Annotated in this window: 29 protein-coding genes; 19 read left to right on the forward strand and 10 right to left on the reverse strand. The window is 42.3% G+C overall.

Annotation, left to right across the window (positions count from 1 at the left end):
• Positions 1-4: 4 nt before the first annotated feature.
• The 4 genes from plsX to pdxA form a co-directional block, all read right to left on the reverse strand.
• Positions 5-943: a phosphate acyltransferase PlsX gene (plsX, locus tag V5804_RS16470; protein ID WP_369592500.1), complete on the reverse strand. Its 939-nt coding sequence runs from the start codon at positions 941-943 to the stop codon at positions 5-7.
• Between the two features lie 13 nt (positions 944-956).
• The gene (rpmF, locus tag V5804_RS16475; RefSeq protein WP_174287575.1) at positions 957-1,148 is read right to left on the reverse strand and encodes a 50S ribosomal protein L32; all 192 of its coding nucleotides are present in this window, start codon (positions 1,146-1,148) and stop codon (positions 957-959) included.
• A gap of 17 nt (positions 1,149-1,165) precedes the next feature.
• Entirely contained in the window at positions 1,166-1,696 is a 531-nt protein-coding gene (locus V5804_RS16480; RefSeq protein ID WP_369592501.1) for a DUF177 domain-containing protein, read from the reverse strand.
• Positions 1,697-1,896: 200 nt separating this feature from the next.
• On the reverse strand, positions 1,897-2,952 hold the full coding sequence (gene pdxA, locus V5804_RS16485; protein ID WP_369592502.1) for a 4-hydroxythreonine-4-phosphate dehydrogenase PdxA: 1,056 nt from the start codon (positions 2,950-2,952) through the stop codon (positions 1,897-1,899).
• 93 nt (positions 2,953-3,045) lie between these two features.
• On the opposite strand from pdxA, the gene rsmA reads away from it, so the two are divergent.
• The 9 genes from rsmA to V5804_RS16530 all read left to right on the forward strand — a co-directional run bounded on the left by rsmA (position 3,046) and on the right by V5804_RS16530 (position 7,254).
• Positions 3,046-3,816, forward strand: coding sequence for a 16S rRNA (adenine(1518)-N(6)/adenine(1519)-N(6))-dimethyltransferase RsmA (rsmA, locus tag V5804_RS16490; RefSeq protein WP_369592503.1), 771 nt, complete (start codon positions 3,046-3,048; stop codon positions 3,814-3,816).
• Positions 3,817-3,875: 59 nt separating this feature from the next.
• Entirely contained in the window at positions 3,876-4,115 is a 240-nt protein-coding gene (locus V5804_RS16495; protein WP_369592504.1) for a DUF433 domain-containing protein, read from the forward strand.
• Complete coding sequence (locus tag V5804_RS16500) at positions 4,099-4,425, forward strand: DUF5615 family PIN-like protein (protein WP_369592505.1); 327 nt, start codon at positions 4,099-4,101, stop codon at positions 4,423-4,425. The genes V5804_RS16495 and V5804_RS16500 overlap by 17 nt, the downstream gene beginning before the upstream one ends.
• Positions 4,426-4,458: 33 nt before the next feature.
• Positions 4,459-4,590, forward strand: coding sequence for a hypothetical protein (locus tag V5804_RS16505; protein ID WP_369592506.1), 132 nt, complete (start codon positions 4,459-4,461; stop codon positions 4,588-4,590).
• A gap of 28 nt (positions 4,591-4,618) precedes the next feature.
• A complete protein-coding gene (locus V5804_RS16510; protein ID WP_369592507.1) occupies positions 4,619-4,858 on the forward strand; it encodes a hypothetical protein in 240 nt (79 codons plus the stop codon).
• The gene (locus V5804_RS16515) at positions 4,842-5,135 is read left to right on the forward strand and encodes a type II toxin-antitoxin system RelE/ParE family toxin (RefSeq protein ID WP_369592508.1); all 294 of its coding nucleotides are present in this window, start codon (positions 4,842-4,844) and stop codon (positions 5,133-5,135) included. The genes V5804_RS16510 and V5804_RS16515 overlap by 17 nt, the downstream gene beginning before the upstream one ends.
• A gap of 36 nt (positions 5,136-5,171) precedes the next feature.
• Positions 5,172-6,119 (forward strand): NAD(P)-dependent oxidoreductase, encoded by a 948-nt coding sequence (locus V5804_RS16520; protein ID WP_369592509.1) that lies wholly within the window; start codon positions 5,172-5,174, stop codon positions 6,117-6,119.
• 132 nt (positions 6,120-6,251) lie between these two features.
• On the forward strand, positions 6,252-6,725 hold the full coding sequence (gene greA, locus V5804_RS16525; protein ID WP_369592510.1) for a transcription elongation factor GreA: 474 nt from the start codon (positions 6,252-6,254) through the stop codon (positions 6,723-6,725).
• A gap of 127 nt (positions 6,726-6,852) precedes the next feature.
• Positions 6,853-7,254, forward strand: coding sequence for an HIT family protein (locus V5804_RS16530; protein ID WP_369592511.1), 402 nt, complete (start codon positions 6,853-6,855; stop codon positions 7,252-7,254).
• Positions 7,255-7,428: 174 nt separating this feature from the next.
• Here the strand turns inward: V5804_RS16530 and ruvC are convergent, their stop codons facing one another.
• A complete protein-coding gene (gene ruvC / locus V5804_RS16535) occupies positions 7,429-8,025 on the reverse strand; it encodes a crossover junction endodeoxyribonuclease RuvC (protein ID WP_369592512.1) in 597 nt (198 codons plus the stop codon).
• Between the two features lie 45 nt (positions 8,026-8,070).
• Between ruvC and V5804_RS16540 the strand changes: the two genes are divergently transcribed.
• The 8 genes from V5804_RS16540 (at position 8,071) to V5804_RS16575 (ending at position 15,849) form a co-directional block, all read left to right on the forward strand.
• Positions 8,071-9,042: a lysylphosphatidylglycerol synthase domain-containing protein gene (locus tag V5804_RS16540; protein ID WP_369592513.1), complete on the forward strand. Its 972-nt coding sequence runs from the start codon at positions 8,071-8,073 to the stop codon at positions 9,040-9,042.
• Entirely contained in the window at positions 9,026-10,159 is a 1,134-nt protein-coding gene (locus V5804_RS16545) for a glycosyltransferase (RefSeq protein ID WP_369592514.1), read from the forward strand. The genes V5804_RS16540 and V5804_RS16545 overlap by 17 nt, the downstream gene beginning before the upstream one ends.
• Positions 10,160-10,238: 79 nt before the next feature.
• The gene (locus tag V5804_RS16550) at positions 10,239-11,426 is read left to right on the forward strand and encodes an ABC transporter permease (protein ID WP_369592515.1); all 1,188 of its coding nucleotides are present in this window, start codon (positions 10,239-10,241) and stop codon (positions 11,424-11,426) included.
• A 34-nt stretch (positions 11,427-11,460) separates the two neighbouring features.
• Positions 11,461-12,696 carry a PP2C family protein-serine/threonine phosphatase gene (locus V5804_RS16555; RefSeq protein ID WP_369592516.1) on the forward strand — a complete coding sequence of 412 codons (1,236 nt, stop codon included), beginning with the start codon at positions 11,461-11,463 and terminating at the stop codon, positions 12,694-12,696.
• Between the two features lie 50 nt (positions 12,697-12,746).
• Positions 12,747-13,385, forward strand: a complete 639-nt coding sequence (locus V5804_RS16560) for a ribonuclease HII (RefSeq protein ID WP_369592517.1) — start codon at positions 12,747-12,749, stop codon at positions 13,383-13,385.
• A gap of 47 nt (positions 13,386-13,432) precedes the next feature.
• Positions 13,433-14,512 carry a glycine cleavage system aminomethyltransferase GcvT gene (gene gcvT / locus V5804_RS16565; RefSeq protein WP_369592518.1) on the forward strand — a complete coding sequence of 360 codons (1,080 nt, stop codon included), beginning with the start codon at positions 13,433-13,435 and terminating at the stop codon, positions 14,510-14,512.
• A 57-nt stretch (positions 14,513-14,569) separates the two neighbouring features.
• Positions 14,570-15,295, forward strand: coding sequence for a 2-phosphosulfolactate phosphatase (locus tag V5804_RS16570; protein WP_369592519.1), 726 nt, complete (start codon positions 14,570-14,572; stop codon positions 15,293-15,295).
• Positions 15,296-15,525: 230 nt separating this feature from the next.
• A complete protein-coding gene (locus tag V5804_RS16575) occupies positions 15,526-15,849 on the forward strand; it encodes a hypothetical protein (RefSeq protein WP_369592520.1) in 324 nt (107 codons plus the stop codon).
• Positions 15,850-15,867: 18 nt separating this feature from the next.
• Here V5804_RS16575 and V5804_RS16580 read toward each other — a convergent pair whose 3' ends face one another.
• Together V5804_RS16580 and dtd are read right to left on the reverse strand one after the other, a co-directional pair.
• Positions 15,868-16,194 carry a nucleotide pyrophosphohydrolase gene (locus V5804_RS16580; RefSeq protein ID WP_369592521.1) on the reverse strand — a complete coding sequence of 109 codons (327 nt, stop codon included), beginning with the start codon at positions 16,192-16,194 and terminating at the stop codon, positions 15,868-15,870.
• A gap of 4 nt (positions 16,195-16,198) precedes the next feature.
• Positions 16,199-16,657, reverse strand: coding sequence for a D-aminoacyl-tRNA deacylase (dtd, locus tag V5804_RS16585; RefSeq protein WP_369592522.1), 459 nt, complete (start codon positions 16,655-16,657; stop codon positions 16,199-16,201).
• Between the two features lie 95 nt (positions 16,658-16,752).
• Here dtd and V5804_RS16590 point away from each other — a divergent pair, with 95 nt between their 5' ends.
• Entirely contained in the window at positions 16,753-17,712 is a 960-nt protein-coding gene (locus tag V5804_RS16590; RefSeq protein ID WP_369592523.1) for a hypothetical protein, read from the forward strand.
• The gene (locus V5804_RS16595; protein WP_369592524.1) at positions 17,675-20,341 is read left to right on the forward strand and encodes a hypothetical protein; all 2,667 of its coding nucleotides are present in this window, start codon (positions 17,675-17,677) and stop codon (positions 20,339-20,341) included. The genes V5804_RS16590 and V5804_RS16595 overlap by 38 nt, the downstream gene beginning before the upstream one ends.
• A 9-nt stretch (positions 20,342-20,350) precedes the next feature.
• On the opposite strand, the gene rsgA is transcribed toward V5804_RS16595, so the two are convergent.
• From rsgA to V5804_RS16610, 3 genes are read right to left on the reverse strand one after another with little or no spacing between them, the layout of a single operon-like run.
• The gene (gene rsgA / locus V5804_RS16600; RefSeq protein ID WP_369592525.1) at positions 20,351-21,271 is read right to left on the reverse strand and encodes a ribosome small subunit-dependent GTPase A; all 921 of its coding nucleotides are present in this window, start codon (positions 21,269-21,271) and stop codon (positions 20,351-20,353) included.
• Positions 21,271-21,630, reverse strand: a complete 360-nt coding sequence (locus V5804_RS16605; RefSeq protein ID WP_369592526.1) for a type II toxin-antitoxin system PemK/MazF family toxin — start codon at positions 21,628-21,630, stop codon at positions 21,271-21,273. Before V5804_RS16605 ends, rsgA begins: the two co-directional genes overlap by 1 nt.
• Positions 21,617-21,892 (reverse strand): hypothetical protein, encoded by a 276-nt coding sequence (locus tag V5804_RS16610; protein ID WP_369592527.1) that lies wholly within the window; start codon positions 21,890-21,892, stop codon positions 21,617-21,619. Before V5804_RS16610 ends, V5804_RS16605 begins: the two co-directional genes overlap by 14 nt.
• Positions 21,893-22,116 lie beyond the last annotated feature (224 nt).

Below are 22,116 nucleotides of genomic sequence, written 5' to 3' on the forward strand. Positions count from 1 at the left end.
GTATTTAGAGGAAAGCTTGTTTGATTTTTTCAATCAGACCTGATTCAACCGTATTTCTGGAAAGCAGAATCATACTTTTAATGGCTTCCGGGTTGGAGATGCCATGACCAATGATCACAGGCGCGTTAACGCCCAGAATCGGGCTTCCGCCGTATTGTTCGTAATTAAAACGGTCGAAAAACTCGTTACGCATCCCTTTTTGTAAAGTGATTTCGTAAAAGTTTTCGGCCAGCTTTAAAACAACATTTCCGGTAAAGCCATCGCAAACAAATACATCGGCCTGATCGGTAAACAGATCGCGGCCTTCTACATTGCCTACAAAATTAAATTGTTTGTTTTCGGCCATCAAAGGATAAGTGGCCTGGCAAAGCAGGTTGCCTTTTTCTTTTTCTTCACCAATATTGATCAAACCCACTTTAGGTAGATGGATATGGTATAAAGATTCGGCCATTAAACTGCCCAAAATGCCAAACTGCACCAGCATGTCTGGCTTACAATCTGCATTGGCACCAACATCTAAGATAATGCCGCAGCCACCAATAAGTTTTGGGACGATGCCTGCAATAGCCGGACGGATAACGCCCGGAATGGCTTTTACGCTAAACATCGCGCCAACCATCATTGCGCCGGTGTTGCCAGCCGAAGCAAAAGAATCAATTTTACCTTCTTTCAAAAGCTTAAAACCGATACCAATGCTCGATTGCGGTTTTTGGGCGATGGCTTTTGTTGGGTGTTCGGCCATACCGATTACCTCGGTTGTATGAACGTATTCAAAACAACCGGCATCAAAATTATTGTCGGCAATAATTTTTAGGGCAACTTCCTGATCGCCAATTAAAACTAATTTCTGATCAGGCGATAAAACCTGGTAACATTCAATTGCGCCTAAAACTGCTGCTTCAGGCGCAAAATCGCCACCCATAATATCCAAGCCAATCTTCATTTCAGAAAATTAACTAAGCTGCCGGTGTGCGTTCGATCAAAAGTTTACCGTTAAAGTAAACATTGCCGTCAACAGTATAAGCTCTGTGTGGCAAATGTACCGCGCCGGTAGTTTTGCAGGTAGTTAAAGTTGGGGCTTCCGCTTTGTAATGCGTGCGGCGTTTATCTCTTCTGGATTTGGATATTTTTCGTTTTGGATGTGGCATTTCCTGTAGTATTTAATTTATTTTATGTTCTTTAACACGTTCCAGCGTGGGTCGGTGTCGGTATTTCCTTCTTCTTCGCTTCCCGATAATTGCTTCAACTTGTCCAGCATTTCCTGATCGCAAAACGGCGTGTTCCCTTCATCGTTGCAAACACTGATCAGCGGCATGGCCAGGTTGATGTATTCGTAAATCAAACCGGACAGATCAATTTCGAAATCCTGGCGGTTCAAAACCATAATCTCGTCGTCTGCATCTCCCGGTTCTGCTTCGCCTGCAAACTTTACAATCTGCCGTTCCTGCACATTTACCGCTTCCGGAAATTGCGAAAGGCAACGATCGCACGAACGATCCACCATCCCGTTGATCTTAAAATCCAGGATCATCATCGTTTCCTGTTTTTCCAATTCAACTTTGCAATCCAGTTTCCCTTTTTTTACCAGCGAATATTCAAACTCATCAAAAAAAGCATCCGTGATCTCAAAATCAAACCGGTGCTTTCCAAGTTTCAGTCCCTTAAACGGAATCGAGTATGTTTTCAGCGTTTTCAATGAGCGATAATTAGCCCGCAAATTTAGGAAAAATTACACAATCAAAAATAGTTTTTTTAATAATGAAATTAGTGCTGTAAAAGAAGCATCAGATTTAATAGTTCCGGGGATAAATTCAAACCTTTAGCTTCAAAAATAATTGTCTTGAAGTTCCTAACAGGAAAATAAATGTTTCCTAGTTTTCCTAATGGAAAACTTTTTCAATCCCGATCTCTGCTAAACTTGCTAAACTTCAACGGGTTTTGTGATAATTCTGCCGATTCTGCACGGTTTTTAACCACATGGATTGCCGTAAACATCGCTTCGCGGAAGGAAGTGGGCGAGGCCATATTTTTTCCGGCAATGCCATAACCGGTGCCGTGATCGGGCGAAGTGCGCACTTTATTTAAACCCGCTGTAAAATTCACACCCAGATCAAAAACGGTATTTTTAAACGGTATCAAACCCTGATCGTGGTACATCGCCAGCACGGCATCAAAGTTTTTATACGTTCCGTTCCCAAAAAAACCGTCGGCAGGAAAAGGGCCGGAAGCCAGAATTCCTTCTGCGTTGGCAATTTCTATAGCCGGAATAATCGTTAATTGCTCTTCAATCCCGATCAAACCGTTATCGCCGGCGTGCGGGTTCAAGCCCAAAACGGCAATCCGCGGCTTGCGGATCCAGAAATCCTGCTTCAAACTTTGGTTCATTAAACGAAGCTTAGACAGGATATTTGCAACTGTAATCCGCTCGCTGATTTGTGCCACCGGGATGTGGCCGGTAACCACGCCAACGCGCAGTTCATCACTTACCAAAAACATTAGCGAATCTGCTGCGCCGCAACGTTCCTGCAAATATTCTGTATGACCTGGAAAGTTGAAGTTTTCGCTTTGAATGTTGTGTTTGTTGATAGGCGCGGTAACCAAAGCATCAATTTTGCCTTCAATCAAATCGTTTGTTGCCCTTTCCAGCGAGATAAAAGCATATTTTCCGCCGGTTTCATTGGCTTCGCCGAAGTTGATTTTTACATCTTCTTCCCAGCAATTAATTAAGTTTGATTTTTTAGGATTTGCCTGGTCTGGCTCAGCAATCACATTAAAACTAAAATCGTTCAGCCCTAAATTTTTACGGTTGTACGAAGCAATTTTGGTGTTGCCGTAAACAATGGGCGTGCAGTAATTCAGCATCAGTGGTTCGGCCAACGTTTTGATAATCACTTCCATACCAATGCCGTTTACATCGCCAATGCTGATCCCAACTTTTATTTTTTCACTCATTTGAGTCCTTTTTATCAGTACAAATAAAACATCTCCGCTTAAAAACCGGATAAAGCACAAATATGACGTATTTTGTATCAATTTAAGGATAACATGCAGTTAGTAAAAGCTAAAAAACATTTAGGACAACATTTTTTGACCGATAAAAACATTGCCGCCAAAATTGTAAACAGTTTAAAAACCGAAGGCGCGGTGCTGGAAGTTGGGCCAGGAATGGGAATTTTATCAGATTTTTTGTTGCAGAAACCCGGACTGGAAGTTTTTTTGGTGGATATTGATGAAGAATCGTACCAGTTTTTGCAGAAAAAATATCCGCAATTAGGCCAGAAGTTAATCCATGCCGATTTTTTGGAGCTGGATTTTGATGCTGTTTTTACCGGTACTTTTTCCATCATCGGTAATTTTCCGTACAATATTTCTTCGCAGATTTTATTTAAAGTTTTGGATAACAGAAATAAAGTGCCCGAAGTGGTGGGCATGTTCCAGAAAGAAGTGGCCGAGCGTTGCGCCGCCAAACCGGGAAGCAAAGAATATGGCATTTTGAGCGTTTTTTTGCAGGCATATTATAAGGTAGAATATTTATTTACGGTAAAAGCCGGCGTTTTTAACCCGCCACCAAAAGTGCTTTCGGGCGTGATGCGCCTCAGCAGAAATGAGATTGCGGCATTGGATTGTGATGAAAAACTGTTTTGGCAGGTTGTAAAAGCCGGCTTTAACCAGCGGCGAAAAACGTTGCGTAATGCGCTTTCTTCGCTCATCAACAAAGAAAAAATGACGGAAGAAGTGTTGCTGGATTTACGCGCGGAAAGGTTAAGTGTTGGGGATTTTGTAAGGTTGACGAATATGATTGCGGAGAATAAATGAAATAGTTGAACATTATCTTCTACCACTTTTGCTATAAACATTTTGTTTAAATTTGTTTTATGGATTTTCATCAAATCATAACTATTGACAATGATATTTTAGGCGGACAACCTGTTTTTAAAGGGACGCGCGTTCCGGTTGAAAGTCTTTTTGACCATTTAGAAGTCGGCGTTTCGCTTGATGAATTTTTAGATGATTTTCCAACTGTATCTAAAGAACAGGCAATTGCGTTGTTAGCTATTGCAAATAAAATCCTAACTTCTAAAAATGTAGCTCAATTATATGCGACTGTTGCTTGACGAGAATTTACCAAAACGGCTCAAGCAGGACTTCTCTGAACACGAAATCTACACGGTTAGAGACAAACAGTGGAACGGTATCAAGAATGGAGAATTGCTAAAACTTCTTGTTAATCATTCTTTTGATGCACTCTTGACTTATGATAAAAATTTGCAGCATCAGCAGAACTTTTCAAAATATACGATAACTGTTTTCGTGTTGACAGCAAAAATTAATCAATATGCAGAGTTGACAAAGCTAACGCCTCAAATCAAAGCGTATTTAATTAAAGGGCAGATGCAAGCTGGTCCTGTTATTATTTCACTCTAATTAAAAGCTGGCTTTAACCAGCGGCGGAAAACGTTGCGTAATGCGCTTTCTTCCCTCATCAACAAAGAAAAAATGACGGAAGAAGCGATGCTGGATTTACGCGCGGAAAGGTTGAGTGTTGGGGATTTTGTTAGGTTGACGAATATGATTGCGAAGAATAAATAGTTCTGTATATTTGACTTAAGGATTGAAAATGAATATCGAAGCAGAAAAAATCGAATTGCTTAAACTAATTCTGGAAACAGAAGATGAAGCCATTATTCAGCAACTCAAAGTTGTGTTTAAAAAAAAGGAAACTGATTTTTGGGATGAATTACCGGATCATGTGAAAGAACGTATCAATCGTGGTTTGGAAGATGTTGCAGCAGGGCGGGTTCGCAGTCACGAAGATGTTATGCAGGAAATAAAAATGCAGTATGGCATTAACCATTAACTGGTCGGACGGTGCAATTGCTGATTTTAAGCAAATAACTAAATTTATAAATAATCGGTGGTCAGAAAAGGACGCAACTAAATTTGTTTTAAAAGCTGAGTCGATAATTAAAGTGATTTTAAATCAACCTTATCTCTATCCTGAATCCAGCTTTAACCAGCTTCGAAAAGCTATTATCACGAAACAAACTTCGGTTTACTATTTGATTCAGGGACAAGAAATACACTTAATTACTTTTTGGGATAATCGGCAAAACCCAAACTCAAATCCTTTTTAATTTATCTATTATCTTCGCGATAAATATCAAAATACCGTGTCCAATCTTACTCAAAAAAAAATATTAATCGTTGATGACCTCCATCCAGCCTTTGCCCAGGCTGCCGAAAAATTAGGTTATGCCTGCACCATTGATGCTTCTTTTACCCGAGAAAAAACATTGAGTGTCATTGCGGATTATCAAGGTTTAGCCATCCGCACCAAATTTCAGGTAGATCAGGAAATTATCGATGCCGCACCAAAGCTAAAATTTATTGCCCGCGCCGGTGCCGGAATGGACAACATAGACGAAATTTATGCCGATAAAAGAAGCATCGCCTGCATCAACGCGCCCGAAGGAAACAGCGATGCCGTGGGCGAACATGCCGTTGGTTTGCTGCTTTCGCTGATGAATAATTTCAGGAAAGCGGATCAGGAAATCAGAAACGGCATTTGGGACCGTGAAGGCAACCGCGGCTACGAACTGAAAGGCAAAACCGTAGGCATTATCGGTTACGGCCACATGGGCCAAAGTTTCGCCCAAAAACTAAGTGGTTTTGGTGTGGATGTGATTGCTTATGATAAATACAAAACCGGTTTTTCCGACAAATTTGCACGCGAAGTAAGCATGGAAGAAATTGTGCGGTTGAGCAACGTCGTCAGCTTTCACATTCCGCTTACCGCTGAAACGAAAGGAATGGTGGACGATGAATATTTGTTCCATTTCCGCAAACCCATTTTTTTGCTCAACACGGCGCGCGGCGAAATTGCCAAAGTGCAAGCTATTTTAAACGGCATCAAAAGCGGCAAAATTTTGGGTGCTGGTTTGGATGTTTTGGAAAAAGAAAAGTTTCCTTCGCTGGCAGAACAAACCTGGTTTGAGGAACTGAAAAATAACGGCCGCGTTTTGTTAACGCCGCACATTGCCGGCTGGACGTTTGATTCGTACCGGAAAATAAGCGAAGTGCTGGCAGAAAAACTGAAAAATTTGGAGTTTAAGATTTAAAGTTTTTATCTTCGTTCTATCAAAAACAAGACTATGCAGGCAAGCCGGTGTAGTCTTGTTTGTTTTTTAAAAGCGTTGCATCCTTCTTTTTCGGAGGGATGTTTTAGTTTATAACAACCAGAATTTAAAGATATGGCAGAAGTTGCTTACTACACCAAAGAAGGATTAGAGAAATTGAAGGAAGAACTGCAGTTTCTAAAAACAGAAGGCCGCGCATCCATTGCCAAACAAATTGCCGAAGCGCGCGATAAAGGCGATTTATCGGAAAATGCCGAATATGATGCCGCAAAAGAAGCACAAGGTTTGCACGAAGCGAAAATTGCCAAATTAGGCGAAGTGCTGGCCAACGCGCGTTTGTTGGACGAATCTAAAATGGACATTACCAAAGTGCTGGCTTTATCTAAAGTCAAAATTAAAAACCTGAAAAACGGCGCCGTGATGCAATATCAGTTGGTATCCGAAACGGAAGCTGATTTTAAAGCCGGAAAAATATCAGTTTCTTCGCCCATTGCCAAAGGTTTACTGGGCAAAAAAGTAGGCGATAAAACAGAAATAACCGTTCCGGCCGGCAAGATTGAGTTTGAAATTATGGAGATTAGTAGGTAGGTTTTTGTCATGCCGAACTTGTTTCGGCATCCCACAAGAATTGTACTTCTTTTACAGATATAAATATTGCAGGAGAGATGCCGAAACAAGTTCGGCATGACTAAGCTTATCAAATAAAAAAATAACCATGTCAACCATATTTTCAAAAATCGTTTCCGGTGAAATTGAAGCGTACAAAGTAGCAGAAAGTATTGATTTTCTGGCTTTTCTGGATGTTAGTCCGCTTGCCAACGGTCATACGCTGGTGATCCCGAAAAAGGAAGTGGATTACCTGTTCGACCTGGACGACGAAACGTATGACGGCTTGATGATCTTTACCAAAATTGTGGCCGAGGGTATTAAAAAAGTAATCCCGTGTAAAAAAGTTGGCGTTGCGGTGATTGGGCTGGAAGTTCCGCATGTACACATTCATTTAATCCCCATGAACGAGGTGAACGACATGAATTTTTCTCGTCCGAAACTAAGTTTCAGCAAAGAAGAAATGGAAGCCACGGCGGAAAAGATTAAAGAAGCTTTGCGGGAAGATTAGAAGTTTAAGAGACACACCCCTTGCCCCTCTCGAGAGGGGAAGTACGACACCTACTTTTCTACCGATGGAAAGATATACGCCCGGTTTCCCCTCTCGAGAGGGGCAGGGGGTGTGTTTCTAAATCAACTTAAAATATTGCACCAAAATTTAGGCGATAAAAGAAGCATACTTCTTTTACACCATCTTTTTCGGTACAGCCGGAGAAGCTACCCGTTTCACATTATCCTTTACAAAAGATTCCCAGCCGGTATAGCTTTTTTTAGCGCCGCTTTTGGTGCTGATTTTTTGAAAAGAATGGCAAACCGCAACCGCCAAACCATCCGTGGCGTCCAAAAAATCGGGCGTTTCGTTAAATTTCAATAAATTTTGCAGCATGGCGGCTACTTGCTCTTTGCTGGCGTTTCCGTTTCCGGTGATGGATTGCTTGATTTTTCGCGGCGAATATTCGGTGATTTCTACATTGCGGGAAAGTGCGGCCGCCATTGCCACACCTTGCGCACGTCCCAACTTCAACATCACCTGGATATTTTTGCCGTAAAAAGGCGCTTCAATGGCCAAACAATCCGGATGATAATTGTCAATTAAATTGACTGTTTTTTCGAAAATGCGTTGCAGTTTCAGCATGTGGTCGTCCAAATGTTCCATCTTCACTACGCCCAAACTCAGCAGTTCTAACTTTTGTCCGTTCTCCTTCACCAAACCGTAGCCCATCACTTTCGTTCCGGGGTCAATGCCCAAAATTATCCGCTCTTTCGATTTTTCCACCTGCATAGAACAAGTATAGCCCAAATCCGTAACATTGCAAAAAATTTAGTCTTGGCCCGCATTGCCCGTAAAACGCTTGGTTACCTGTTAAAAGCAGGTATTTTACTGCTCACCATCTGGTTTGTTTACCGGCACGTTAACCACAACAAAAACCTGGAGCAGTTTGTAAACCGCATCCGTTCGGTTGGGCAAAACCAGGTTTATACCGGACTAATCCTGGTAACACTTTTGATGTTTTTAAACTGGATTTTAGAAGCCGTGAAATGGAAATACCTCACCAAGCTGCTCGAAAAAATGAGTTTGTGGAAAGCCATTGAAGCGGTTTTTTGCGGGTTAACCATGGCCATCATCACCCCAAACCGCATCGGCGAATATGGCGGACGCATTTTGTACCTTCCCCCAAGAAAACGAATACATGGTATTTTTGCCATGGCTGTCGGTGCTTTCGGCCAAAATACGGTTACCAATGTGGTGGGCACTTTGTCGCTGCTGTACTTAATTTACACGTACCAGCACCTTAACGGTTGGCTTAATTTGGGGATCGCCGTGCTTGGTGCTGTTTTTATCCTTGTTTTTTTGTTGTTCTATTTTCGCATCCGTTGGCTGGTTTTTTTGCTGGATAAGATCAAGTTCCTCCAAAAATACCACCGCTTTTTTAGCATCATGGCCAGGTACACCTTCCCGCAATTAGCTTTGATTATGTTGCTGAGCCTGGCGCGTTTCGTCGTTTTTTCGTCGCAATATTATATCCTGATCCACATTTTGCTGCCCGATCTGCATTTAATCCCTGTGATGGTGATGGTTTTCAACCTGTTTTTTATCCAGTCGGCCATCCCTTCTTTAGATTTGCTGGATATTGGTGTGCGTAATTTCATCGCCAATTATCTGTTCGGGTTTATCACCACACAATCGGTTGCCATTATGGCTTGTGTATCTTGCATCTGGCTGATTAATTTGATTATTCCGGCTGTAATCGGTTCTGTTTTTGTACTTAAACTTAACTTCTTTGGCAACAATACTTAGTTCGGCGGCCATACTTTTCACGGTGTTGTATGTGCTTTTGTTTTTGTTTTTGATCCGTGGCTGGCTGCGCATCAAACCCAATTTTTATGCGGTAAAAACAGCATATCAAACCAAAGTAACGGTGCTGATTGCGGCGCGGAACGAAGAGTCCGGTATCCACAAAACCATCGAAGATATTTTGGCGCAACACTATCCCAAAGCATTATTGGAAGTGATTATTGCCGATGACCACTCGACCGACCGTACCGCCGAAATTATTTTAAGTTATGCTGATCGCGGCGTAAAGTTGTTGCAGTTGAAGGAAGACCGCGCCTTAAATTCCTATAAAAAGAAAGCCATCAGCGAAGCCATCCGTTTATCAACCGGCGATTTAATGGTTGCTACCGATGCCGATTGCCGCATGGGCGCACATTGGCTGGAAGCGATTGTAACTAAGTTTGAAGAAAGTGATGTGCTGATGTTGTCCTCGCCGGTTGCTTTTTTTGAGGATAAAAATTTGTTTGAAAGTATGCAGGCGCTGGAGTTTTCGGCTTTTATCGGTTTGGGCGCGGCAACTATCGGCAATGGAAAAGCCTCCACTTGCAACGGCGCAAATCTGGCCTATAAAAAGAGTGTTTTTAATGAAGTTGGCGGCTTTAAAGGAATTGATGATTTGGCCTCGGGCGATGACGAACTGCTGCTGCAAAAAATAGCGGCCAAATATCCGCAAGGAATAAAATTTTTAAAGCAGCGCGATGCCATCGTTTACACGCACGCCAAACCCAACTGGGAAGAATTTAAGCAGCAGCGCCGCCGCTGGGCATCAAAATCGGTCAAATACAAAGACAAATCCATTGTGGCTTTGTCGGTTGGGTTCTGGCTTTTCAACGTCCTTATCCTGATAAATTTGGCGACCGGTATTTTTAACCCGTACTTTTTAAAAGTTGCAGGTTTGCAATTGCTCTTTAAGATTTTGGCCGAAGGTATCTTTTTATTCCTCGTCGCCGTGTTTTTTAAACGGCGTAAACTGCTGTTTTTGTTGCCTTTAGGTTCTTTGCTGCACGTTTTTTATGTAGTTTACATTGGCATCATCGGCAACAAAGGCACGTACGAATGGAAAGGCCGGAAAGTGCATTGATTTTTTTCGAAATAAAATAGCTGTTTTTGAAGTGCCAAATTCTATATTTAAACTTTAAAACATTCCTGTTGAACAACCATTGACCAAAGCCAATCCTTCTTCTAACCAAAAGATTTTCTTTCAAAATAAATTAGCCGTTGCCGGAATGTTGTTGATTTTGTTCACATCGCTTGTTGCCGTTTTAGGTTATCTGATTACGCCCGATGGCACGCCGCAAGCCAACGATATGCTGGTGCAACTGGGCCTGAAAAAGCCTGGTGCTTCTTTTACCATCCTCCGCATCAAAAAACAAGGCCAAACCGATACCGTTAATGTGATCGGTAAAATGCTTTTTGGCCAGCCTTCGCCCTGGCGCAACGTGCCGATAACCCATTATCGTTTCAACAAAGATTCTATTTACATCCGCGAATATATTGGCGATGAAGATGTAGCCGCAGAAACGGCCTACAACATTTATAAAATCAGTGGCAAAAGAAGCATTGCAGCTAATCCTTCAACCCAAGACACCAAAAAAGAGGTGGTAAAAGAAGCATCGCCCCTGGCTGTGCAAAAAAAAATCACAGACCAACAAATCATCAAAAAAACATTCTGGCTCGGAACTGATATTTATGGCCGCGACATGTTGAGCCGGTTAATTATCGGTGCCCGAATCTCGCTTGCTGTTGGTTTCGTATCTGTGCTGATCAGTTTGATTGTTGGCGTGGCGGTTGGTTCGGCAGCAGGTTATTTCGGCGGAAAAACAGATGAATTTTTAAGCTGGCTGATGAACGTTTTATGGGCTTTGCCGGCTTTGCTGCTGGTGATTGCCATTTCTTTTGCTTTGGGCAAAGGTTTATGGCAGATATTTGTGGCGGTTGGGCTTTCCATGTGGGTAGAAGTTGGCCGGTTGGTGCGCGGCCAGGTGATCGCCTTAAAACAAGTAGAATTCATCGAAGCGGCGCGTGCTTTGGGTTTTGGCCATTACCGTATTGTCCGCCATCATATTTTGCCCAATATTACCGGGCCAATTTTGGTTTTGGCGGCATCTAATTTTGCTTCGGCCATTTTGCTTGAAGCTGGTTTAAGTTTTTTGGGTTACGGCGCGCAACCGCCAACGCCAACTTGGGGAGCCATGATTAAGGAACATTATGGTTACATTGTGATAGATTCAGCTTATCTTGCTATTTTGCCGGGGCTGGCCATCATGTTGATAGTTTATGCTTTTAATGTGGTAACTATTGGCTTGCGCGATGCGTTTGATGTTAAATCACAAAATACGCGGGTTTAATCAACATAAATGATGGGGGAAGAAGTATAATTTCATGCAAAACATCAACCATAATTCTGAAGAGGACGAACTGATCCGCCTGCTTTTAAAACGGCAGGCAGAATTAAATGCTTTGCTGGAAGTAACCCAGGCGATCAACAAAAGCGCTACAACGGCAGTTTTGCTGGACATGCTGGAAGTGATTTTAAAGGATTACCTGCAAGTGGGCAAGTTTCGGTTTATGGCCGTAGTGGAAAACCGCTTTAAATGCGTTTCTTACTACGGCGGTGAGTTTGAGCAGCACCGCGTATTGCTGAAAGCCTGCAAAGGTTTAGGGAAATTTAAAGGCCCGGTACAAGTCAGTTTATATGAAAACGAAATCCTGAGCGATTACGATTACTTTATCCCGGTTTTTCAAAAAAACAAACTGCTTGCTTTTGCGCTCATCGGCGATTTTAAAACCACGCCGCAAATGCTGGGCAACGACCTCAACTTTATCCAAACGCTTTCTAACGTGATCGTGGTGGCTTTGGAGAATAAAAAGCTGTTTAAAAAACGCATCGAGGCCGAACGTTTTCAGCGCGAAATGGAACTGGCCGGCGATGTGCAGCAAATGCTCATCCCGATCACCATCTACAACGAACCGGGGATTGAAGTTGGCGCGCGCTATCTGCCGCACCAAAACATTGGCGGCGATTATTACGATTTTATCCGACTGAACGAAGATGAATTTTTATGGTGTATTGCCGATGTTTCGGGCAAAGGCGTTTCTGCCGCTTTGCTGATGGCCAATTTGCAGGCCAGTTTGCGCGCATGGGCTTCGGTGGTGGAAGATTTGACAACCATCATCGTCAAATTGAACGACGTAATCATCAAAACTACCCGCGGCGAAAAATTTATTACCATATTTTTGGGGAAATTCAACCAAAAAAGCCGGACGCTCAGTTACATCAATGCCGGCCACAACCCGTCCATCGTTTACCACAAAGGCTGCATCACCGAGTTGAAGTTGGGCACTACCATCATTGGCGTTTTGGACAAGCTGCCCTTTGTAAACATGGGCGAAATGCTGTTGGAAGAAGAGTTTACAATTTTTAATTATACCGATGGCTTGATCGAATACGACGAGGAAAGCCCAAACTGGAACGAAAAAAAGCTAAGCGAATATGTAAAAGCGCACGGCAAATTAAAACCCGATCATTTCAACACCAAATTACTCGACCACATCAACCGCCAGGTTAAAGGCAAACCCATTGATGACATTACCTTGCTCACCATTTGCTGTAAATAAGAAACCAATTTTTGACCGGTAAAAACAGTATCAATTCATTTCAAAATTTGATGATGGCCACGAACGAAAGACCGGCACTTTTACCGCGCTATCAGCATACGTTGCTGGAGGCAGGTTGCGATGAAGCAGGCCGCGGTTGTTTGGCCGGGCCGGTTTTTGCCGCTGCCGTTATTTTGCCGCAGGATTTTAATCATACTGAACTGAATGATTCCAAGCAACTGGATGAAAAAACGCGCGAGCAATTACGGTTGGAAATCGAAAAATGCGCTTTGGCTTTTGCCGTTGCTTCGGTTGATAACGTGGAGATTGACCAAATCAATATCCTGCAAGCTTCTATTTTAGCCATGCACCGCGCTATCGGCATGCTTCTTTTACCACCCGAATTCTTGATTATTGATGGCAATTATTTCAAAAAATACAAATCGCTCGATCATGCCTGTATCGTAAAAGGAGACGGTAAATATTACAGTATCGCGGCGGCATCTGTCCTGGCAAAAACTTACCGCGATGATTTTATGAAGAAGATTTCCGAAGAGCATCCAGAATATTATTGGCATCAAAACAAAGGTTATCCAACCCAAAAACACCGCTCGGCTATTTTAGAAAAAGGGTTTACGCCTTATCACCGTTTAACTTTTCGCGTTCAGCCTTTTCCTTTTAAAACCAAGGAAGCAGAAACAGTAATTTAAACTGCTTCTGCTTATTTTGCTACTTTTGCCCCACAAAAAACATTGCCATGAAAACTACTGCCCTCACCGATACACACATAAAAACCGGTGCCAAAATGGTCCCTTTTGCCGGTTACAACATGCCGGTTACTTACGCCGGGATTAACGCCGAACACGAAACCGTGCGTAAAGCGGTTGGTGTTTTTGATGTGAGCCATATGGGCGAATTTATTTTGAAAGGCGAAAAAGCGCTGGACCTGATTCAAAAAGTTACCACCAACGATGCCTCCAAACTGTACGACGGCAAAGTGCAGTATTCCTGTTTGCCGAACGAAAACGGCGGCATTGTGGATGATTTGCTGGTTTACCGTTTGGACGAGAAAACGTATATGCTCGTGGTCAACGCTTCCAACATCGAAAAAGACTGGGACTGGATTTCAAAATACAACGAGTTTGGCGTGGAGATGAAAAACATTTCCGACCGTACTTCGCTGCTGGCCGTGCAAGGCCCAAAAGCTGCCGAAGCACTGCAAAGCCTAACCGATGTTGACCTGGCTTCAATGGAATATTATACTTTCAAAAGAAGCACGTTTGCAGGAGTAAACAATGTAATCATCTCTGCCACAGGTTACACCGGTGCTGGTGGTTTCGAAATTTATTTTGATAACCAACACGCCGAAACCATTTGGAACGCCATTTTTAAAGCAGGCGAACCTTTTGGCATCAAGCCGATTGGTTTGGCTGCACGCGATACTTTGCGTTTGGAAATGGGTTTTTGTTTATACGGAAACGACATCGACGATACCACTTCTCCGCTGGAAGCCGGTTTGGGTTGGGTTACCAAATTCAACAAAGACTTTGTAAATGCTGAAGCTTTAAAAAAGCAAAAAGAAGCAGGCATCAGCAAAAAGTTGGTTGGTTTTGAAATGATTGAACGCGGCATTCCGCGCCACGATTATGAAATTGTTGATGCTGAAGGAAATGTAATCGGAAAAGTAACTTCCGGCACGCAATCGCCATCGTTGCAAAAAGCAGTTGGTTTGGGTTATGTGAGCAATGCTTTTGCCAAAGAAGGAACAGAAATCTACATCAAAATCCGCGACCAAAAAATCAAAGCCAAAGTTGTAAAACCGCCTTTTTATAAATAGGTGTTTTTTCGCCGATGCTTCTTTTACCACCTAAAAATCAGTGTTGATCAATCTCAAATGAGCGAAAAATTAAAGATCGAAACCTGCCTCACGCCCGCGCTGCTGCCACTTTACAATATTGAAAACAGCATTGCGGTGATTATTGATATTTTCCGGGCAACGTCTTCCATTTGTTACGGCATTGAAAACGGTGCCGAAGCGATTATTCCCGTTGCCCAGGTTGAAGAATGTGCAGCATACCGCGAAAAAGGCTTGGATTATTTGCTGGCCGCCGAATGTAACGGCGAAGTGGTGGCAGGTTTTGATTTTGGAAATTCGCCATTTTCGTACACCAAAGAAAAAGTTGCCGGGAAAACTATTGTTTTAACTACAACCAACGGAACGCACGCTTTGCATCTTTCTATCAAAGCCAAAAAAATTGTCATCGGTTCTTTTTTAAACCTCACCGCTTTGTGCAATTGGTTAAAAAATCAGCAGGAAAACATCTTATTGGTTTGCGCCGGCTGGAAAAATAACTTCAACCTGGAAGACACTTTATTTGCCGGTGCCGTTGTTAATCAACTCAAAGACAGCAATTACCAATTAGACGACCCCAGCATTGCCGCCAACGATCTGTTTGACTTAGGCAAAAACGAACTCAATTTATACCTGCAAAAAACAGCACACAGCGAACGTTTAAAAAAATTAGGTATCGAGGAAGATATTAAGTTTTGTTTACAGGTTGATTTAACTACGACAATTCCGGTTTTGGAAGGGGAGAAGTTGGTGAAGTTGAGGGCTTAGAAATGAATAAGAAATCGTTTAAATTTGATTTAAAGGATATGTTATGGAAAAATTCATTGCCGTTGGCTTCAGCCAACGGTTGCATAAATTAAAACAGGCTTTAGCCGGATTAAGATAACCGTTTTTTGGCTAAAGCCCTTTAATGCCTGTCTTTGTTCCGTTGGCTAAAGCCAACGGCAATGAAAATACATATTCAAAGCTGTTTTAAGCAGTTTCTAACAAAACTAATTATGAGCAATTTTTTCAAATACAAAAATTATCTCGCTACAATTAATTTTAGTGTAGACGATGACGTTTTTTATGGTAATGTTGTTGGTATTGATGATGTAATTACTTTTGAAGGCAAATCTGTTAAAGAAGTAAAACACGCTTTCCATCAAGCAGTTGATGATTATTTGGCTACCTGTTTAGCTCTAAATAAAAAACCTGAAAAGCCTCACAAAGAAACGCTGTATCTATTAAAAAGCCCGGTAAACGCAAAACGTTTGTTGGACAGTTTAAAAGAATACGAAAAAGGCTTAGGCCAGGAAAGAAATTTAATTGAAGAAAGGTAGAAAAAATTGTATTTAAATTTACTTCAACTTCTCATTATTCCGATGCCGGTCCGCATCGCGGATACTCTTTTTAGCCATGTTTTTTTCCAAAGCTTCCGTTAAATCAATGCCGGTTTGGTTGGCCAGGCAAATCAGCACAAATAAAACGTCGGCCATTTCATCAGGCAGGTTTACGCTTTCATCGGATTTTTTGTAGGATTGCTCGCCGTATTTTCGCGCCATAATGCGGGCAACTTCGCCCACTTCTTCCATCAAAATGGCCGTGTTGGTGAGTTCGTTAAAATAGCGGATCCCGGTTGTGTTGATCCATTCATCAACCAATTGCTGTGCTTCTTTTATCGTCATAAAATCAGTGGTTGTCTTTATCTTTTGTGTCCATGATGATCGTAACCGGGCCGTCATTCACCAAACTAACTTTCATATCGGCACCAAATTGTCCGGTGGAAATACTTTTTCCCAACAAATTTTCCAGCGTTTTGATCATCATTTCATACAACGGAATGGCAAATGCGGGTTTTGCTGCGCGGATGAACGACGGACGGTTTCCTTTCTTCGTCTGTGCAAAAAGTGTGAACTGCGAGATGAGTAAAATTGAGCCGTTTACATCGGCTAAAGCTTTGTTCATCAATCCGTTTTCATCACTAAAAACACGCAGGTTGATGATTTTTTGTGCCAGCCAGCTTGCGTCTTCTTCGGTATCTGCTTCTTCAATCCCCAACAAAACCACAAAACCGGTTTCAATTTCGCCGGTTGCCAGTCCGTTTATTTTGACGGATGCTTCACTTACACGCTGGATAACTGCCCTCATAACTACAATATTAAATGATACTTTTGACACAAATGAAGCTTTGGCGGATATTAATTTTCCTTTTCCTAATGGTGGCCTGCAAACCCGAAAGAAAGGTGAACACTTCATTTTATTATTGGAAAACCAGCTATCAGCTTAACCAAAATGAGCTTCAGGCTTTAAATCTTTTCCATTCCAAAAAATTGTATATCAGAATGATGGATGTTGATTTGGATGAAAACGGCGCTTTGCCAGTCCCAATTTCGCCAGTTGTTTTTAAGGAGAAACTGCCCGATACTTTAGCGCTGGTTCCGGTTGTTTTTGTGGTGAACCGCGCGCTTCAAAATTTAAGCAAACCGCAATTGGACAAGCTTTCGGCACAAATCCTTTATTTTGTGAATGGAAAAGTAAAACAGGCCGGCAAAAACAGTTTTGATGAATTGCAGATTGATTGCGACTGGACGGCTTCGACACGCGATAATTATTTTTATCTGCTCCATCAAATTAAAGCCTTACTGCAGCCAAAGCATCAGCAACTTTCGGTTACGCTGCGTCTTCATCAGCTTAAAAACCAAAAAAGCAGCGGTATTCCGCCTGCAAACCGCGTTTTGCTGATGTGCTACAACATGGGCAATTTGCGGAAATACGGTCGGCAAAATTCGATTTTGGAATTAGCCGAACTGAAAAAATACCTCAACGAAAACCTCAAAAATTATCCGCTTCCCGCCGATGTTGCTTTGCCGCTTTTTAGCTGGGCTGTTGCTTTCCGAAACAAACAGTATATTGGTATTTCCAAACGTTTAACGGAAACCACTTTGCAAAACCAAGCCAATTTTACGAGGCTCAATCCTGATTTTTATGTGGTAAAAACAGCATTGCCAAATTATGGTTTGCAGCCGGGCGATGAAATCCGGTGGGAAAATATTCCGCCTGAAAAACTACAGGAAGTAAGCCGATATTTGTCCGGCTACTTAAAACCCGAACCTTTAAATTTGATTTTCTTTCATTTAGATGCACCGCTCTTTAAAAAATATTCGGATGAAGAACTGGAAAAAACTGCTGATTTGCTGCGTTAGTTTTGTGCTTGCTTATTTTGCCAATGTGGCGGTTGACCTGGCTTGCGGCGGCGAAATTGACCCTTACGATTATTATATTTCCTTCTACCACAACAACTTGCAGGGCGAAAAGGGCTACGGCTCTTTTTATTTCACCAATTACCAGTATTTGTTTGATGAAGAAGAACCGGCAAGCGAAAAAGATATTAACGCCGATGAATGGGCGGCGTATTTGAGAAATCCCGTAAAAACAGCAGATGTAAAAAAGGCAATGTATGGCCTGGACAGCGCGGGAAATGCAGCCGTTAATCAACAACTTTTAGGTGGTAAAAGAAGTATGCCGGATAGTTTACAGCGCAATACTTTCCTCGATGCTTTGTCTTTGGCGCGAAACCAACGTGCGCTTCAATATTATCGTTTTGCAAAAGAGGTGGAGCCAATTGCAAATTTCAGTTATAATTTATGGGAACCAACGCCGGTTGATACGTTGGGTTTGCGCAACGCGGCGGAAAAGGCGTTAGGTTTTGCTTCCGCAGAAAAAGATGCGTTTTTGAAATTGCGGTACGCTTACCAGGCGCAGCGGTTGTTTCATTACGGTAAGGATTTTGAAAAGGCGAAGCAGGTTTACGCGCGTTTCATCAACCCAAATCCTTCAAAAAGCCATGTGCAAGGCTGGGCTTTAGCTTTAAAAGCCGGCGAAGAACGCCGGTTGGGCGATACTTTGCAATCGGCTTATTTGTTTTCAAAAGTTTTTGCGGATTATCCCAAGCGGCGCGTGCAGGCTTACCGCAATTATCACTATATCAATGTTAAAGCGGACAACGTTTTACAGTTGGCAAAAACCGATGCGGAAAAGGCGGTAATTTATGCGATTGACGGTTTCGGAAAGCCGGAGATCGGGATGGATGATTTGGAAAAAGTTTATCAGTTTCAACCCAATTCGCCGATGGTTGGCGTGTTGCTGGTGCGGGAAGTGAACAAGCTGGAAGAATATTATTTGACCAACCGGTTAAACAACCTGACAGATTCGGCGGCAAGATCTCAGGTAAAATCAAAATTAATATCCGCAGAAAACACGCAGGCAAAATCAAAAAACAGTTTCGGCTGGGTTTTACTTGCCGGCTCGTTTTTGCTGATTGTTGGAATTGTCGGTTTAATCATCAAAAATAAGTCGGTAAAAACAGTACCGAAGTTGGTTTACGGTTTCCTGCTTTTTGCCGGTGCAGGTTTGTTGGTTTATACTTTTTTTATCAGGCAAAAAGCAATGCCTGCGGCGCGAAGCATGAAAGCAAACCCTGCATTTTTTACACGCGTTCCGGATAGTGTTCAAACCAAATACAACCAGTATGCGGAACGGTTGATTAGTTTTTGCGATCAGCTTTCGGCAGAAAAAAAATACCCGGAAGCCGGAATTGGCAACCTGACAAAAGCGTATTTGTGGTGGATGCAAAGCAAAGCAGCAGAAGGTTTTAAAGCGATTGAAGCTTCGGAAAAGGAAAAGCTCAACCCGAAACTGCAGGGCCAGCAGCAGATCATCAAGCTTCTTTTATCGGCACAAATTATACAACAGGTTGATAGCGTGAATGAAAATAATTTGCTGCCTTCGTTGAAATGGCTGGATGGCAAAGTAAAATCTACACCTGTGGAAGTGGTAAACAACAGTGGTATGTACGATGGCCGGATCAATCGTTTTGCCACTACTTCGCGCGATTTTTATCAGCATATTTTGGCGCCTGCTTATCTTCGGCAAGGTGATACCACGCGTGCGGCACTGGCTTTGTTAAAAAGTGATTCTTATAATGCTGGTTTAAATAATTATTCGTTTAATGTACATTCCTTGCCTGATTTTTGGTACCGTTACCTGCGCTCAAAGCCGTTGCAGCAGTTGGTTAGCTGGAAAGAACATCAGCCTGAAACGCCTTGGGTGCAGTTTTTAACTTCGGAATTGACGGGCGTTAGTACAGATGACTTGTATAATTTACTTGGAACAGCTTTTTTGCGCGAACACAATTATTCAGAAGCTGTTACCGCTTTTGCACACCAAAAAAACAAGGCTAAAAGAAGCATTGATGAAAGTAGCGAAGAATTAGGCAACCCATTTTTAGAACAGTTGAATGATTATCCCAAAACTTTTGCCGCTGCCGGCTCCGGTTGCACCAAACCAGATTTTGCCAAAGCGATGGCTGCATTGCAAAACAAAATTAAAGCGTCGTCCGGTAACCCGCAGCTTTACTATCAATATGCAACGGCCCTTTACAATACTTCAACTTATGGCAACAGCTCTTATTTAATTTCTTATGATTGGTCTTCGATGGATTATGCTCGAAAAACCATTTACAGTTATGATACCGATTACATAAAAACCAGCAATGCCCGGCAATATTTTTTAAAGGCAAGGGCGTTAAGTACTGATGCTGATTTTAAAGCGAAGTGTACGTTTTCGGCGGCCAAATGCTGGCAAAAGGAGCAGGAATTGCCGGATTATTTATCCATTGTGTATAACCAGCACGATGCGGCGCAGCAGAATTACAGCAAAAAAATGCGCCGTAACCCTTATTTTAAACAATTAGAACCGTATAAGCAGACATCGTTTTTTAAAACTGCCGTGGGAGAATGCAGTTATTTGAAAGATTTTTTGGCCGGAAGATAATCCGAAAACTCAAGCCCGCGTATCATTTCCCTGGTAAATGCTCAAATAACTTTCGTAGCGTGAAGGTTCGATTTCGCCTGCTTCCAGCGCAGCTAAAACAGCACAGCCGGGTTCGTTAATGTGGCGGCAATTGTGGAAACGGCACTGGTTGAGCAAGTTGCGCATTTCGGGGAAGAAGTGGCTCAGTTCCTGTTTTTCAATGTCAATCACGCCTAATTCGCGGATGCCGGGCGTGTCAATCAAAAAACCGCCGAAAGGCAATTCAAACATTTCGGCAAAAGTGGTGGTGTGTTTTCCGGTATCGCTCCAGTCAGAAATTTCGCCGGTGCGCACTTCCAATCCCGGTAAAATCGCATTAAGCAAAGTTGATTTTCCAACGCCGGAATGGCCGGAAAAAAGTGTGGTTTTATCTTTTAAAACGGCCAATACTTCTTTTAGCCCTGTTTTTTTGATGGCCGAAACCTGGTAACAAGGATAACCGATTTTCTCATAAATGGATTTGTATTCGGCCAGAATCTCTAATCCTTCCTCGCTAAACAGATCTAGTTTGTTAAAAACCAATCCAGCTTTAATGCCGTAAGCCTCCGCAGTAACCAAAAAACGGTCAATAAAACCCAGCGAAGTTCGGGGAGAAGCCAGCGTTACCACCAGTAAAGCCAAATCTAAATTGGCGGCAATAATCTGCGCCTGCTTGCTCAAATTGATAGATTTACGGATGATGTAATTCTTGCGATCGTGCAGTTTATGGATCACACCGGTTTGTTGGTCCGGCTCGATCTCAAAATCCACCTGATCACCAACGGCAATCGGGTTGGTGGTGGTAAGGCCCTTCATCCGAAACTTGCCTTTGATGCGGCAATCAAAGCGGTCTCCGTTTGCTGTTTGCACCTGGTACCAGCTTCCGGTTGATTTTGTTACGAGGCCTTGCATTAGTCAGTGTTTGCTAAATCTAAAATTTCAAAAATACTTTCGTACAAAGTTTGTCGGTACTCCACTTCCAAATAGCCAACCCTTTCCCGTAAGCGGCCTAAATCTATCGCTGTAATTTGATCTACAATAATAGAAGAATCTTTTTTGAGACCGTTAGTTTCCGTCGATTTTACAGGAATCCTGATTTTAGAAACGCCTTTTTGCTGCGAAGAAATCGGACAAACAATGGTGGCCGGATAATTAAACTGGTGCAAAACATCAGATTGTACAATTACTACCGGCCTCACTTTGCCTGGTTCCGAGCCAAAAGGCGGGTTCATATCGGTAATCCAAATATCAAAACGTTTAAGGTTTTCCATTTTCAAGTTTATCCAAATGCTTGTTCAAATCTACCAAAGATGCTTCTTCCCATTCTTTAAATTCTGCCCAACCGGCTTTATCGTTTTTAATGATTTCTACTTCCCGCCGCAATTGTTCTTCCAGCGCTTTTTTCGCCCATGAACGGTTATAGCTTTCCAAAGCCATTTTTATATAACCGTTTCGGCTCATTTTCAGCTCTTTTACCTGCTTTTCGGTTTCTTCAAAAAGCTTATCGTCTAATTTCAGCAAAACACTTTTCATGGATACTGTTTTTATCTATCAAAAATAGCTATACTTTTTGTATATACTTCTTTTACCACACAAAAATTAGTCAATTATTTTATTGCGGATTTGGGAACAAAGCATTTACTTTACGCCGTTATCAAAACAGATTAAAATGTTCAACCCAATTTTTACCACGATTATTACTACCACCGGCGACACAGCGGAGGAAGTATAATCTTGGTGAAAATTAAAAAGATAAA

This window comes from Mucilaginibacter sp., from assembly GCF_041088075.1.
Taxonomy (GTDB): Bacteria; Bacteroidota; Bacteroidia; order Sphingobacteriales; family Sphingobacteriaceae; genus Mucilaginibacter_A.